At 72.2% G+C, this 15,135-nt stretch carries 8 protein-coding genes; 7 read left to right on the top strand and 1 reads right to left on the bottom strand.

Features of this window, described 5'->3' with window-relative positions:
• The coding region (locus AB6N24_RS01090; protein ID WP_412867595.1) for a chymotrypsin family serine protease at positions 1 to 1,502 on the bottom strand (1,502 nt) is incomplete at its 3' end.
• Positions 1,503 to 1,754: 252 nt separating this feature from the next.
• Between AB6N24_RS01090 and AB6N24_RS01085 the strand changes: the two genes are divergently transcribed.
• From AB6N24_RS01085 to AB6N24_RS01055, 7 genes are all read left to right on the top strand, one after another.
• A complete protein-coding gene (locus AB6N24_RS01085; RefSeq protein WP_412867594.1) occupies positions 1,755 to 2,384 on the top strand; it encodes an RNA polymerase sigma factor in 630 nt (209 codons plus the stop codon).
• Positions 2,381 to 2,884 carry a carboxypeptidase regulatory-like domain-containing protein gene (locus tag AB6N24_RS01080; RefSeq protein ID WP_412867593.1) on the top strand — a complete coding sequence of 168 codons (504 nt, stop codon included), beginning with the start codon at positions 2,381 to 2,383 and terminating at the stop codon, positions 2,882 to 2,884. Before AB6N24_RS01085 ends, AB6N24_RS01080 begins: the two co-directional genes overlap by 4 nt.
• 6 nt (positions 2,885 to 2,890) lie before the next feature.
• Complete coding sequence (locus AB6N24_RS01075; RefSeq protein ID WP_412867592.1) at positions 2,891 to 5,509, top strand: CHAT domain-containing protein; 2,619 nt, start codon at positions 2,891 to 2,893, stop codon at positions 5,507 to 5,509.
• 290 nt (positions 5,510 to 5,799) lie between these two features.
• The gene (gene rplJ, locus AB6N24_RS01070) at positions 5,800 to 6,333 is read left to right on the top strand and encodes a 50S ribosomal protein L10 (RefSeq protein WP_141371861.1); all 534 of its coding nucleotides are present in this window, start codon (positions 5,800 to 5,802) and stop codon (positions 6,331 to 6,333) included.
• A gap of 83 nt (positions 6,334 to 6,416) precedes the next feature.
• A complete protein-coding gene (rplL, locus tag AB6N24_RS01065; RefSeq protein ID WP_141371860.1) occupies positions 6,417 to 6,803 on the top strand; it encodes a 50S ribosomal protein L7/L12 in 387 nt (128 codons plus the stop codon).
• Between the two features lie 593 nt (positions 6,804 to 7,396).
• Positions 7,397 to 10,906: a DNA-directed RNA polymerase subunit beta gene (rpoB, locus tag AB6N24_RS01060; protein WP_412867591.1), complete on the top strand. Its 3,510-nt coding sequence runs from the start codon at positions 7,397 to 7,399 to the stop codon at positions 10,904 to 10,906.
• A gap of 116 nt (positions 10,907 to 11,022) precedes the next feature.
• On the top strand, positions 11,023 to 14,892 hold the full coding sequence (locus AB6N24_RS01055; RefSeq protein ID WP_412867590.1) for a DNA-directed RNA polymerase subunit beta': 3,870 nt from the start codon (positions 11,023 to 11,025) through the stop codon (positions 14,890 to 14,892).
• The last annotated feature ends 243 nt before the right edge of the window (positions 14,893 to 15,135 follow it).

Here is a 15,135-nt window from a genome sequence, read left to right as displayed (position 1 = left end):
CGTCCGTACGCCTCGGTGAAGGGCTCCGTGAACGGTTCGGTGAAGGGCTCGGTGAAGGGCTGGCGTCCGTACGCCTCGGTGAAGGGCTCCGTGAACGGTTCGGTGAAGGGCTCGGTGAAGGGCTGGCGTCCGTACGCCTCCGTGAACGGCTCTGTGAACGGCTCGGTGAACGGTTCGGTGAAGGGCTGGCGCCCGTACGCCTCGGTGAAGGGCTCCGTGAACGGTTCGGTGAACGGCTCGGTGAACGGCTGCGCGGCAGCCCCGCTCACGCCCGACCCCGCCACGCGCCCGGCCGGCACCGCACGCCGGACCCGCGCCGTCGCGCCGTCGGACCCGGGACCGGCAGGGACCCGCGGCCCAGTCGCCGGCGCCGGCGCCCGGCCCCGCACCCCCGCCGTCCCCGAGGGCGCACGCCCCCGCGCCGCGCCCGAGCGGCGACGCGCACGCTTCGCGACCGACCGCCGGGTGGCGATGTCGACGTCGAGCGCGTCGAGCACCGCGGCGATGGGGTTGGCCAGGCTGAAGCTCCCGTCGTCCTCGCCGGCGAAGAGGAGGCCCACGACGCGCCCGCGCTCGTCGACCACGACGGAGCCGGAGTCGCCACCCGCCGAGAACCGCTCCTCGTCGGGGCTGCGGTCGACCCGGACCTGGTCGCGCAGCGTGACGAGCCCGGTCTCCCCGCCGAAGTCGATCTGCACGGTGAAGTCGACCGACGTGACGGTCCCGTGACGCAGCCCGGTCGTGCGGCCACGCTTGCGCACCGTCTGCCCGACCTTCGCCCTGGCGCGGCCGGTGATCTCCCCGATCCCGAGCACCGCGGGGTACCACCGGGTGCCCCGTGCGAGCAGAACGGCGGCGGCGTCGACGTGCTCGTCGACGACCGCGCGCTGGAGCGTCCCGAACCGGTCGGACGGCACCGCCCCGTCGATGCGCGACGGCTGCACCTGCGGGTCGCCCGCGCGCCAGCCGGTGTCCACCGCGGCGACGTGGAAGTTGGTCAGCGCGAGCGCGCGCCCGGTGCGGCGGTCGGTGACGAGCGCACCGAGCGTCCCGGCGACGAGGTGCGGTGCGGCCGTGCCGGTCCCGGCGTCGCGGCGGCGCACGAGCCGCACGGGCCCGATGCTGGCGCCGCCGACCATCGCGCCGTACCGCGTGCCGTCCTCGGCGCCGGCTCCCTGCTCGGGCGCGTACGGCACCTGGTGCTGCAGGCTGATCCGGTGCGGGACGACGTCGGTCGGGACCCCGTCGATCGTCGGGGGGATCAGCTCGTCGGCGGGCACCTCGTCGGCGCTCCGCTTGGCCTGCACGTGCACCACGATCGACTGCGTCCCCGTCGGCAGACCGCCCGAGTACTTCTCCCCGATGTCGACGGCGACCACGCCGGGTCGGGAGATGAGGTCGTCCTCGGCGAGCCGCTTGACCGGGCGGATCTGCTCGCGGCTCAGCGGGGCCCCCGGCTCCGGGAGGTCGTCGCCGGCGGGCCGGTTCTCGTCTGCAGCCATGGGGTGGTGTCTCCTCGGGGGTCGAGCGAGCACGTCGGTGGCGTGCCCGCGGCGGGTGCGCCCGTGAGGAGACGGGTCCGACGCGTCTGATACGTCCGTCCGGAAGAGATTCCCGGGACGTGTATCTGGGGCGCTCGGCGGCGCCCCTCTCCCTCGACTCCGACGGCGCCTGGGCGTCTTGTCGGGGTTGTCCTGGTCGCCCTACTGTGACGGTGGGCGGCCGCCCGACGATTCCCGTGCGAGGGGTCCATGATGAGTGACGACCTGGTCGAGCCGGTCGCTTCCGAGCTCCGGCACCAGGGCGAGAGCCTGGTCGACAAGGCGGCCCACGCCGTCGTCTCCTACCGCGAGGGGGACCGAGCCCCCCTCGCCCAGCTCGTCGAGGTGCTGACTCCGCTGCTCTGGCACACGGTGCGTGCCCAGGGCGCCGAGCACGAGCAGGCCCAGGACGTGGTCCAGGGCGTCTGGCTCGCGCTGATCCGTGACATCGACTCGATCCGGGACCCCCGGGCGACCCTGCAGTGGATGCTCGTGACGGCGAAGCGGGCGGCGTGGCGGGCGGTGCGCAAGTCGCGCGACGACCTCGCGCGCGCCGAGCTCGACGAGCACGCGACGGACTGGCTCGCGGCCCCCACCGAGGACCGTCCCGACGTGGTGGCGGTGCGCGACGAGCAGGACCGCATCCTGTGGGACCACGTGCGTGCCCTGCCCGACCGCTGCCGGTCGCTGCTGGGGCTGGTCGCGCTGGTCGACCGCCCGGACTACTCGGTGGTGTCCCGCTCGCTCGGGATGCCGGTCGGGAGCATCGGCCCGACGCGCGGCCGCTGTCTCGCGAAGCTCCGGCTCGCGCTCGTCGCGGACCCCGCGTGGGGTGCCCGGTGACCGCGGACGACCGGGCCGTCGCCCGGTACGCGACGGAGGCGATGGACGACGGCGACCTCCAGGTGCTGCGCCGTCTCGCCGTGATCGTCGACCGGGTCGACCCGGTGCCCGCCGGGCTGGTCGACCGCATCGGCCTCGCCCTCACGATCGACGCGCTGCACACCGAGATGGCGGAGCTGCGCATGATCGGCACCCCCGAGCTCGCGCTGCGGTCCGACGAGGCGAGCATCGAGGCCGTGACGATCACGTTCACCACGGACGTGCTCACGGTGATGATCACGGTGCACGCCGAGGCGGACCGCGTGCGCGTCGACGGCTGGGCGGCGCCCGCGGGCGAGCTGGCCGTCGAGCTGCACCAGGGCGGCCGGATCGAGCGCGTCACGTCGGACACCGACGGGCGGTTCTCCTTCTCGGACCTCGGTCGCGGCCCGGCCCGGCTCGTGCTCCGCCGGCCGGAGCAGCCGGACGTCCCCGTCGTCACGCCGCAGATCGAGCTCTAGCGGACGATGCCCCTGCCCGACGGCCCGCGCACCGCGCCGGTCGCGCTGAGCAGCCTGGCCGACGCCGTCGACCGCGCGGTCGCGGAGAACGCCGACGGTCAGCCGGCCCGCGCGGCACGGCGGCTGCGCCCGGTGCTGCGGGCGCTCGACGACCTCCCGGGAGGGACGGACGTCGAGCGCCTGCGGTCGCGTGCGGCGATCGAGCTCGTCAAGAGCGACTTCGAGCTGCGCGGGGACGTCGGCGCGCAGCTCGCGCGGCTCGGGCAGCTCGCGGCGGACCCCGGCGACGTGCGTGGCGCGTGGCCGGGACGCGGGCCGGCGCTCGCGGGCCTGCGAGGGCTGCTGTACCTGCGCGCCGGGCGCATCGAGGACTCGCTCCGCGAGCTCGACGCCGCGGTCGGGGCGATCGACGCCGCCGACCCGATCGACGCGTGCCGGGCGCTGCTCAACCGCGGCGTCCTGCACATGGACCGCGGGGACCTCGGGCTCGCGCGCGCGGACCTCGCCGAGTGCGCGCGCCGGGCGCTCGACGCGGGGTTCCCGAGGCTCGTGTTCAAGGCGCAGCACAACCTGGGCTACCTCGAGTTCCTCGCCGGACGGCTGCCGCTCGCGCTCGAGCGCATGGAGGCCGCCGCGCGCAGCCTGCCGGGTCCGGCGCGGGCGATCGCGCTGCTGGACCGGGCCCGGGTGCTCCTCGAGGCCGGCCTGGTCGCGGTCGCGGACTCGACCCTCGCCGAGGCGGCCGAGATCTTCGCGGCCGACCGGCTGCCGCACGACCTCGCGGAGGTCGAGCTCGCGCGCGCCGAGTGCGCGATGCTGCGCGGCGACGTCGAGCAGGCCCGGGCGTTCGCGGCGTCGGCGCGGCGCAGGTTCGCCCGGCGCGGCGACGAGGCGTGGGTGCTGCGCGCGACGCTCCTCGGGCTCCAGGTGGAGACGGCGGCCCTCGAGGCGCGGCCCGACGAGCTCCCGGTCGCCGACGCCACGGCCCGGCGGGCGTGGGGGTCGGTGTCGTCGCGCGCGTCCCGGCTCGCGGAGCAGTGCCGGCGCTCGGGCCGGCCCGTGTGGGCGTACGCCGCGTCGCTCGTCTCGCTCGAGGCCGACCTCGCCCGGGGCGCCCTCGCGGACCCGGCGGCCTGCCTCGCCGCGCTGGGTCCGGTCGCGGCCGGCGACCCGATCTCGGTGCGCCTGCACGGCCGCCGCGTCCGGGCCCTGCTCGCGCTCGCGGCCGAGGACCCGGCGAGGGCCGGCCGGCACGTGCGCGAGGGTCAGCGCGACCTCGGCGTGCACCGGGCCCGGTTCGGGTCGCTCGACCTGCGCACGGCCGGCGCGGTGCACGGCACGCAGCTCGCGCGGATGGACCTCGACCTGGCGCTGGCGTCGGGCCAGCCCGGCGCGCTGCTCGACGCCGCTGAGCGCACGCGCGCGGTCGTCGGCGGGACGCAGCGGGTCAACCCGCCGCGGGACCCGGACTCCGCGGCGCTGCTCGCCGAGCTCCGCCAGCTCATCGACGGCGCCCGGGAGGTCATGACACGGCCGGCGACGGACCGGGAGCGCACGCGCGTGCGCCGGGAGGGGCTGCGGCTGAAGCAGGCGATCCTCGCGCGCTCGTGGCACCGCTCGGGTGACGTGGGGGAGGACCACGTCGGGACGCTGCGCCAGGTCCGGGCCACCCTGCGGGCCCGCCCGGGGACCACGGTGCTCGACGTGCTGGAGCACCGGGGCCGGCTGCTCGCGGTGCGCGTGCAGGACGACCGCGTCGAGCTCCACGACCTGGGCGACGCGGACCTGGCGCGCGAGCAGACGCGGCGCGTGCACGCGGACCTCGAGGTGGTCTCGAACCCGCTGGTGCCGCAGGAGCTCCGCGCGGCTGCGGGTCGCTCGCTCGGGCGGGGCCTGGACGCGCTCGGCGCGACCGTCGACGTGGTGGCGCGCACGCCCGAGCGGCTCGTGGTCGTCGCGAGCGGCTGGCTCGGCCTCCTGCCCTGGTCGATGCTCGCCTCGCGCCGCGGCCTCGCGACCGTCGTCGCGCCGTCGGTGCACCACTGGCTCACGTACGCGGGCTCGGCGTCGGTGGCGCCGCTCGCGGTCAGCACCGTGGCAGGGCCGGGCCTGCGGCACTCGGCGACGGAGGCCGAGGAGGTGGGCCGGCTCTGGCCGGGGTCGAGCGTCCTGACGGGGGACGCCGCGACGTGCGCGGAGACGATCCGGCTGCTCGCGAGCCCGGGGGTCGTGCACCTCGCCGCGCACGGCCGCCACGAGCCCGACAACCCGCTCTTCTCGTCGGTGCGCCTCGCCGACGGGCCGCTGTTCGCCCACGAGCTCGACTCCGGCGGCTCGGCCCCGCAGCTCGTCGTGCTCTCGTGCTGCGAGGTCGGTCGGTCGAGCGTGCGCCCCGGAGGTGAGGCGCTCGGCCTCGCGAGCGTCCTGCTGCGCGCCGGCGTGGGCTGCGTCGTCGCCGCCATCGCCCCCCTGCCGGACGAGACGGCGCTGCGCGTGATGACCCGGCTGCACGGGCTCCTGCGTGCCGGCGTGCCTGTCGCGGACGCGCTCGCGGTCGCCACCAGCGAGGGCAGCGCCGTCGACGGCACGCTCGTCCCGCTGGTCTGCCTCGGCGCGCCGGTCTGACGCCCCGCTCCGGTGCGTCCGGCCGCGGGTTTGGTCCCACGCCGCGCGTGACGTATCGTGGACCCGCCCAAGACCGCAGGTCGTCGGCTCCCGGACTACCCGAGCACCGCTCGGCGCCCCGGAGGCCGCCCGAAGTCCCGCAGCAGCGGAGGCCAGCGCAGGTGAGAGTTCCCGTACGGATGGTGCCCCCGTGGTGCGTGTCCCGATGAGAGCCCCGCGCCTGCGCGGGGCTCTTTTGCTGTCCAGGACCCGGGGTCCCAGACCGCGGCACCACCATCGGAAGGATTGCCATGGCGAGGCCGGACAAGGCAGCCGCAGTCGCCGAGCTCACGGACCAGTTCCGCGACTCGAACGCTGCCGTGCTGACCGAGTACCGCGGGCTCACCGTCGCCCAGCTCAAGCAGCTGCGGCGCGCGCTCAGCGGCAACGCAACCTACGCCGTGGTGAAGAACACGCTGACCGCCATCGCGGCCAAGCAGGCGGGCGTCGAGGTTCCTGACGCCACGCTCGCCGGTCCCTCGGCCATCGCCTTCGTGACCGGTGACCCGGTCGAGGCTGCCAAGGGTCTGCGTGACTTCGCCAAGGCGAACCCCGCACTGGTCATCAAGGGCGGTGTCCTCGACGGACGCGCCCTGACCGCTGCGGAGGTCACCAAGCTCGCGGACCTCGAGTCCCGTGAGGTCCTGCTGGCCAAGACGGCCGGCGTGCTCAAGGCGTCGCTGTTCAAGGCGGCGTACCTGTTCACCGCGCCCTCGGCCCAGGCCGTGCGCACCGTCGAGGCCCTGCGCGTCAAGCGCGAGGAGTCGGCTGACGCTGCCGCCTGAGCCACCCGGCTCACGCGCTCCCCACCCCTGCCCCGCGACGGTCTGACCGGACCCGCGGGCACCGTACGGAAGGACACGCCATCATGGCGAAGCTCACCACCGACGAGCTCATCGACGCGTTCAAGGAGCTCACGCTCATCGAGCTCTCCGAGTTCGTGAAGGCCTTCGAGGAGGTCTTCGAGGTCACCGCTGCCGCGCCCGTCGCGGTTGCCGCTGCCGGCGGCGGCGCGGCCGCCGAGGTCGAGGAGGTCGAGGAGAAGTCGGAGTTCGACGTCGTCCTCGAGGCTGCCGGCGACAAGAAGATCCAGGTCATCAAGGAGGTGCGCGCCCTCACGAGCCTGGGCCTCAAGGAGGCCAAGGACCTCGTCGACGCCGCCCCCAAGGCCGTGCTCGAGGGTGTCAGCAAGGAGGCGGCCGACAAGGCTGTCGCCGCGCTCGAGGGCGCGGGCGCGACCGTCACCGTCAAGTGACCCGCGCGCCCGGGCGCTGAGCGCTGCGCGCTGAGGCCTGCCCGGGCGTCTCCTCCGCACGACGCGAGGAGAGCTCTGCACCACCGCGAGGCCCGCACCCCCAGGGGTGCGGGCCTCGCGCCGTCTCCGGACGCCTGGCCGGCCCCCGGACGCGCCCGGCGGCGCAGGACCGGACGCCACGCCCGCCGGCGCCCCCGCGCGACCGGACCGCGGACGACGGTGCAGGTCAGGCGCGGGTGACGGCGGCCGTCGAGCACGCGACCCGCTGCGCGTGCCGCACCGCGCCCCGAACACGACCCGGACGGGTGGTGCGCGCGGGGCCGCGTTGTGCCACGATGGGCGCCGACGGCGACTGCCGCACCTCCCCGGGCACGGGTCCTTCGCCCGGGTGGAGAGCGGTCGGGCGTGGGTCGGGTGGACATGTATGCTCCGCTCGGCTACGCTAGCGCTTTGCGCTGGCCTGTGCCCGCGATCCCGTATAACCCGAGCCTGTCGACTTCGTCGTGCGCGACGTCGGCCGGGCTCGCGGCCGGGGGACCGCGACCCGCCGGGCCCTGCGCAGCGTGAACTCGATCCGCAGGGAAGGACCCCTCTTGGCTGCCTCGCGCACCCCTTCTGCACCGTCCGCCGACGCCATCGCGAACCGCACCGCATCCCGTCGCATCAGCTTTGCGAAGATCCACGAGCCGCTCGAGGTCCCCGACCTCCTGGGTCTCCAGACCGAGAACTTCGACTGGCTCCTCGGCAACGAGAAGTGGCAGGCCCGTGTGGCCGCTGCGCTCGAGGCCGGCCGTCAGGACGTCCCGGAGACCGCAGGCCTCGAGGAGATCTTCGAGGAGATCTCCCCGATCGAGGACTTCGGCGGCTCGATGTCGCTGTCCTTCCGCGAGCACCGCTTCGAGCCGGCGAAGTACACGGCCGAGGAGTGCAAGGAGAAGGACTTCACGTACGCGGCCCCGCTGTTCGTCACGGCCGAGTTCGTCAACTACACCACCGGTGAGATCAAGAGCCAGACGGTCTTCATGGGCGACTTCCCGCTCATGACGGAGCGCGGCACGTTCATCATCAACGGCACCGAGCGCGTCGTCGTCTCCCAGCTCGTCCGCTCGCCGGGCGTCTACTTCGAGCGCACCGCCGACAAGACGTCGGACAAGGACGTCTTCACCGCCAAGATCATCCCGAGCCGCGGTGCCTGGCTCGAGTTCGAGATCGACAAGCGCGACAACGTCGGCGTGCGCGTCGACCGCAAGCGCAAGCAGAACGCCACGGTGCTGCTCAAGGCGCTCGGCATGACGGAGTCGGAGATCCGCGAGGAGTTCGCGCAGTTCCCGGCCGTCATCGACACCCTCGAGAAGGACCACGTCTCGACCGAGGACGAGGCCCTGCTCGACCTGTACCGCAAGATCCGCCCGGGCGAGCCGCCGACGGTCGAGGCCGGCCGCGCGCTCATCGAGAACTTCTACTTCAACCCGAAGCGCTACGACCTCGCGAAGGTCGGCCGCTACAAGGTCAACAAGAAGCTCGGCATCGACGTGCCCCTGGGCGACTCGGTGCTCTCCACGGCGGACATCGTCGCGACGATCAAGTACCTCGCCGCGCTGCACGCCGACGTCGCGACGATCAACGGCCAGCGCGCCGGCGAGCCCGTCGACGTCCGCGTCGAGACCGACGACATCGACCACTTCGGCAACCGTCGCATCCGCGCGGTCGGCGAGCTCATCCAGAACCAGGTCCGCACGGGCCTGTCGCGGATGGAGCGCGTCGTGCGCGAGCGCATGACGACGCAGGACGTCGAGGCCATCACGCCGCAGACCCTGATCAACATCCGCCCGGTCGTGGCGTCGATCAAGGAGTTCTTCGGCACGTCGCAGCTCTCGCAGTTCATGGACCAGAACAACCCGCTCGCGGGCCTGACGCACAAGCGGCGTCTGTCGGCCCTCGGCCCGGGCGGTCTGTCCCGTGACCGCGCCGGCATGGAGGTCCGTGACGTCCACCCGTCGCACTACGGCCGCATGTGCCCGATCGAGACCCCGGAAGGCCCGAACATCGGCCTGATCGGCTCGCTCGCGACGTACGGGCGGATCAACCCGTTCGGCTTCGTCGAGACGCCGTACCGCGAGGTCGTGGGCGGCAAGGTCACCGACGAGGTGCACTACCTCACGGCCGACGACGAGGACCGCTACGTCATCGCGCAGGCCAACGCGCCGCTCAAGGCGAACGGTGCGTTCGCCGAGGACCGCGTGCTGGTCCGCACCAAGGGCGGCGAGGTCGAGATCGTCCCCGGCGCCCAGGTCGACTACATGGACATCTCGCCGCGCCAGATGGTGTCGGTCGCGACGGCCCTGATCCCGTTCCTCGAGCACGACGACGCCAACCGCGCGCTCATGGGCGCCAACATGCAGCGCCAGGCCGTGCCGCTCGTGCGCTCCGAGGCCCCGCTCGTCGGGACCGGCATGGAGCGTCGTGCCGCGGTCGACGCCGGTGACGTCATCGTCGCCACGAAGGCCGGTGTCGTCACCGAGGTGTCGGCCGACCTCATCACGGTCGCCAACGACGACGCGACGACGTCGACCTACCGGGTCGCGAAGTTCCGCCGCTCGAACCAGGGCACGAGCTACAACCAGCGCGTGCTCGTCGACCACGGCGCGCGCGTCGAGCCCGGCTCGGTGCTCGCGGACGGCCCGGCGACGGACGAGGGCGAGCTCGCGCTCGGCCGCAACCTCCTCGTCGCGTTCATGTCGTGGGAGGGCCACAACTACGAGGACGCGATCATCCTCAGCCAGCGTCTCGTGCAGGACGACGTGCTCTCCTCGATCCACATCGAGGAGCACGAGGTCGACGCGCGCGACACCAAGCTGGGCCCCGAGGAGATCACGCGCGACATCCCGAACGTCTCCGAGGAGGTCCTCGCGGACCTCGACGAGCGCGGGATCATCCGCATCGGCGCCGAGGTCGGCGCGGGCGACATCCTCGTCGGCAAGGTCACGCCCAAGGGTGAGACGGAGCTGACCCCGGAGGAGCGCCTGCTGCGCGCGATCTTCGGCGAGAAGGCGCGCGAGGTCCGCGACACGTCGCTCAAGGTCCCGCACGGCGAGTCCGGCACGGTCATCGAGGTCCGCACGTTCAACCGTGAGGACGGCGACGAGCTGCCCGCCGGCGTCAACGAGCTGGTCCGCGTCTACATCGCCCAGCGCCGCAAGATCACGGACGGCGACAAGCTCGCCGGCCGTCACGGCAACAAGGGCGTCATCTCGAAGATCCTCCCCGTCGAGGACATGCCGTTCCTCCCGGACGGCACCGCGGTCGACGTGGTCCTGAACCCGCTGGGTGTCCCGGGCCGCATGAACGTCGGCCAGGTCCTCGAGACGCACCTCGGGTGGGTCGCGAAGCAGGGCTGGGACATCGAGATCGCCGAGGGCGACGACCTGTCGTGGCGCGAGGGCGTCCCGGCGATCGCCGCGAGCTCCCCGGCCGGCAACCCGGTCGCCACCCCGGTGTTCGACGGTGTCCCGGAGCAGACCCTCACGGGCCTGCTGTCCTCGACGCTGCCGAACCGTGACGGCGAGCGCATGGTGAACGGCTCGGGCAAGGCCCGGCTGTTCGACGGCCGCTCGGGCGAGCCGTTCCCGGAGCCGGTCGCGGTCGGCTACATGTACATCCTCAAGCTGCACCACCTGGTCGACGACAAGATCCACGCCCGCTCGACCGGCCCGTACTCGATGATCACGCAGCAGCCGCTGGGTGGTAAGGCGCAGTTCGGCGGTCAGCGGTTCGGCGAGATGGAGGTCTGGGCCCTCGAGGCGTACGGCGCTGCCTACACGCTGCAGGAGCTCCTGACCATCAAGTCGGACGACGTCCCCGGGCGCGTCAAGGTGTACGAGGCCATCGTCAAGGGCGAGAACATCCCCGACTCGGGAATCCCGGAGTCGTTCAAGGTGCTCCTCAAGGAGATGCAGTCGCTCTGCCTGAACGTCGAGGTGCTGTCCTCGGACGGCGTCTCGATCGACATGAAGGAGAACGACGACGAGGTCTACCGCGCCGCGGAGGAGCTCGGCATCGATCTGTCGCGCCGCCCGAACGCCAGCAGCATCGAAGAGATCTGACGCCGAGCCGGCCGGGCGTGCACGACGCGCGCCCGGCCCGGCCGACACCACCGCCACACCCTCCATCCGCCGGAGGACTCGCCTGAGTCCCGGCAAGCGAAGGAAGTAGGACCCCCTTGCTCGACGTCAACGTCTTCGATGAGCTGCGCATCGGCCTGGCCACGGCCGAGGACATCCGCACCTGGTCGCACGGCGAGGTGAAGAAGCCCGAGACCATCAACTACCGCACCCTCAAGCCCGAGAAGGACGGACTCTTCTGCGAGAAGATCTTCGGTCCGACCCGGGACTGGGAGTGCTACTGCGGCAAGTACAAGCGCGTGCGCTTCAAGGGCATCATCTGCGAGCGCTGCGGCGTCGAGGTCACGCGCTCGAAGGTCCGCCGTGAGCGCATGGGCCACATCGAGCTCGCCGCGCCCGTCACGCACATCTGGTTCTTCAAGGGTGTGCCGTCGCGCCTCGGCTACCTGCTCGACCTCGCCCCGAAGGACCTCGAGAAGGTCATCTACTTCGCGGCGTACATGATCACGCACGTCGACGTCGACGGCCGGCACGAGGACCTCCCGAACCTCCAGAACGAGATCGACCTGGAGAAGAAGGAGATCGCGGACCGCCGCGACAACGACATCAACGCCCGCGCCCAGAAGCTCGAGGCCGACCTGGCCGAGCTCGAGGCCGAGGGTGCCAAGGCCGACGCGCGCCGCAAGGTCCGCGACTCGGCCGAGCGTGAGATGGCGCAGATCCGCAAGCGTGCGGACGCCGAGCTCGAGCGCCTCGACACGGTCTGGGACCGGTTCAAGAACCTCAAGGTCGCGGACCTCGAGGGCGACGAGATGCTCTACCGCCAGCTCCAGGACCGGTACGGGAACTACTTCGAGGGCTCGATGGGCGCTGCGGCGATCCAGAAGCGCCTCGAGGCGTTCGACCTCGACGCCGAGTCCGAGTCGCTGCGCGACATCATCAAGAACGGCAAGGGCCAGCGCAAGACGCGTGCCCTCAAGCGCCTCAAGGTCGTCAACGCGTTCCTCACGACGAGCAACTCGCCGACGGGCATGGTCCTCGACGCGGTCCCGGTCATCCCGCCGGACCTGCGCCCGATGGTCCAGCTCGACGGTGGCCGCTTCGCCACGTCGGACCTCAACGACCTGTACCGCCGCGTGATCAACCGCAACAACCGCCTCAAGCGGCTGCTGGACCTCGGCGCGCCCGAGATCATCGTCAACAACGAGAAGCGGATGCTCCAGGAGGCCGTCGACTCGCTGTTCGACAACGGCCGCCGCGGCCGTCCGGTGACGGGTCCGGGCAACCGCCCGCTCAAGTCGATCTCGGACATGCTCAAGGGCAAGCAGGGCCGGTTCCGCCAGAACCTGCTCGGCAAGCGCGTCGACTACTCCGGCCGCTCGGTCATCGTCGTCGGCCCGCAGCTCAAGCTGCACCAGTGCGGTCTGCCCAAGCAGATGGCGCTCGAGCTGTTCAAGCCGTTCGTGATGAAGCGCCTCGTGGACCTGAACCACGCGCAGAACATCAAGTCGGCGAAGCGCATGGTCGAGCGCGCGCGCCCGGTCGTGTGGGACGTGCTCGAGGAGGTCATCACCGAGCACCCGGTGCTGCTGAACCGTGCGCCCACGCTGCACCGTCTGGGCATCCAGGCGTTCGAGCCGCAGCTCGTCGAGGGCAAGGCGATCCACCTGCACCCGCTCGTCTGCGCGGCGTTCAACGCCGACTTCGACGGTGACCAGATGGCCGTGCACCTGCCCCTGAGCGCGGAGGCGCAGGCCGAGGCCCGCATCCTCATGCTCTCGAGCAACAACATCCTCAAGCCGTCGGACGGCCGTCCGGTGACCATGCCCTCGCAGGACATGATCATCGGCCTGTTCCACCTGACGAGCGACAAGGACGGCGCGCTGGGCGAGGGCCGGCAGTTCTCCTCGGTCTCCGAGGCGATCATGGCGTTCGACCAGGGCTCGCTCGACCTCAACGCGAAGATCAAGATCCGTCTCGAGGAGCTCGTCCTCGGCGAGGGCGAGGGTCCGGAGGGCTGGACCGAGGGCGACGCGCTCGTCTTCGACACGACCCTGGGTCGCGCGCTGTTCAACGAGCTGCTCCCGGTCGACTACCCGTACGAGAACGGCGTCGTCGACAAGAAGCGCCTCTCGGTCATCGTCAACGACCTCGCCGAGCGCTACCCGAAGGTCGCCGTCGCGGCGTCCCTCGACGCGCTCAAGGAGGCCGGCTTCCGCTGGGCCACCCGCTCGGGCGTCACGATCTCCATCTCGGACGTCGCGACCCCGGCCGCGAAGGCCCAGATCCTCGAGGAGCACGAGGCGCGCGCGGCGAAGGTGCAGGGCCAGTACGAGAAGGGCCTCATCACCGACGACGAGCGTCGCCAGGAGCTCATCGAGATCTGGACGCAGGCCACCGACAAGGTCGCCGACGCGATGCGCGCGAACTTCCCGAAGGAGAACACCGTCTTCAAGATGGTGGGCTCCGGGGCACGTGGTAACTGGATGCAGGTCCGGCAGATCGCCGGCATGCGTGGTCTGGTCGCCAACCCGAAGGGCGAGATCATCCCGCGCCCGATCAAGGCGAACTACCGCGAGGGCCTGTCCGTCCTCGAGTACTTCATCGCGACGCACGGTGCCCGCAAGGGTCTGGCGGACACCGCTCTGCGGACCGCCGACTCGGGCTACCTCACGCGTCGTCTGGTGGACGTCTCGCAGGACGTCATCGTCCGCGAGGAGGACTGCGGCACGGAGCGCGGCCTGACCATGACGGTCGGCGTCCCGGCGGGCGACGGCACGCTGCGTCGTCACGACAAGGTCGAGACGAGCGTGTACTCGCGCACGCTGGCGACCGAGGTCGAGATCGACGGCACCGTGATCGGCGAGGCCGGTGAGGACGTCGGCGACGTGCTCATCGACGCGCTGCTCGCGGCGGGCGTGACGGACCTCAAGGTCCGCTCGGTCCTCACGTGCGAGTCGCGCGTGGGCACGTGCGCCAAGTGCTACGGCCGTTCGCTCGCGACCGGCAAGCTCGTCGACATCGGCGAGGCCGTCGGCATCATCGCGGCCCAGTCGATCGGTGAGCCCGGCACGCAGCTCACGATGCGTACCTTCCACACCGGTGGTGTGGCGTCGGCCGACGACATCACGCAGGGTCTGCCCCGTATCCAGGAGCTGTTCGAGGCCCGCACCCCCAAGGGTGAGGGTCCGATCGCGGAGTTCTCGGGCCGGATCACGATCGACGAGTCGGACCGGGTGCGGCGCATCCTGCTCACGCCCGACGACGGCTCCGAGGAGCTCGCCTACCCGATCACGAAGCGCTCGCGCCTCCTGGTCTCGGACGGCGACCACGTCGAGGTCGGCACCCAGCTCGTCCAGGGTGCGGTGGACCCGAAGAAGGTCCTGCGCATCCTCGGCCCGCGTGCGACGCAGAAGCACCTGGTCGACGAGGTGCAGGTCGTCTACAGCTCGCAGGGCGTGGACATCCACGACAAGCACATCGAGGTCATCGTCCGGCAGATGCTCCGCCGGATCACGGTCCTCGACTCGGGCGACACGGACCTCCTGCCGGGCGAGCTCGCCGAGCGCGGCCGCTTCGAGGACGCCAACCGCCGTGCGGTCTCCGAGGGCGGTCAGCCGGCCTCGGGTCGTCCGGAGCTCATGGGCATCACGAAGGCGTCGCTCGCGACGGACTCGTGGCTGTCCGCGGCCTCCTTCCAGGAGACGACGCGCGTCCTCACCGAGGCCGCGATGTCGGGCCGCAGCGACCCGCTGCTCGGCCTCAAGGAGAACGTCATCCTCGGCAAGCTCATCCCCGCCGGTACGGGCCTCGCCCGCTACCGCAACGTGGCGGTCGAGCCCACCGAGGAGGCGAAGGCCGAGCTGTACCCGTCCTTCGGCTACGACGAGATCGACTTCCCCGCCCTGGGCCTCGGCTCGGGCGAGGCGATCCCGCTCGAGGACATCGACTTCGGCGAGTTCCGCTGAGTCGTGCTGCCTGACCCGAGGGGTCTCCCGGTCCGCCGGGGGGCCCCTCGGGCCGTGCACGGCGCCTTTGACGTCCTCGGCACTCGCCGGTAACGTAGGACACCGTGCCCGCGCCGTCGGGCCCTCGTGCGTGCACACCGCCCGACGTCCCCGGGGTTCGATCCCCGGACGTGGACGGGTGCACCGGGTGGAGACCTCTTCTCCGCGTGCGAACCCCCGTCGATGACAGCTTCGACGAGGACC

This window comes from Cellulomonas jepli (assembly GCF_047229345.1).
Taxonomy (GTDB): domain Bacteria; phylum Actinomycetota; class Actinomycetes; order Actinomycetales; family Cellulomonadaceae; genus Cellulomonas_A.
This window is presented reverse-complemented; position numbering and strand designations above follow the sequence as displayed.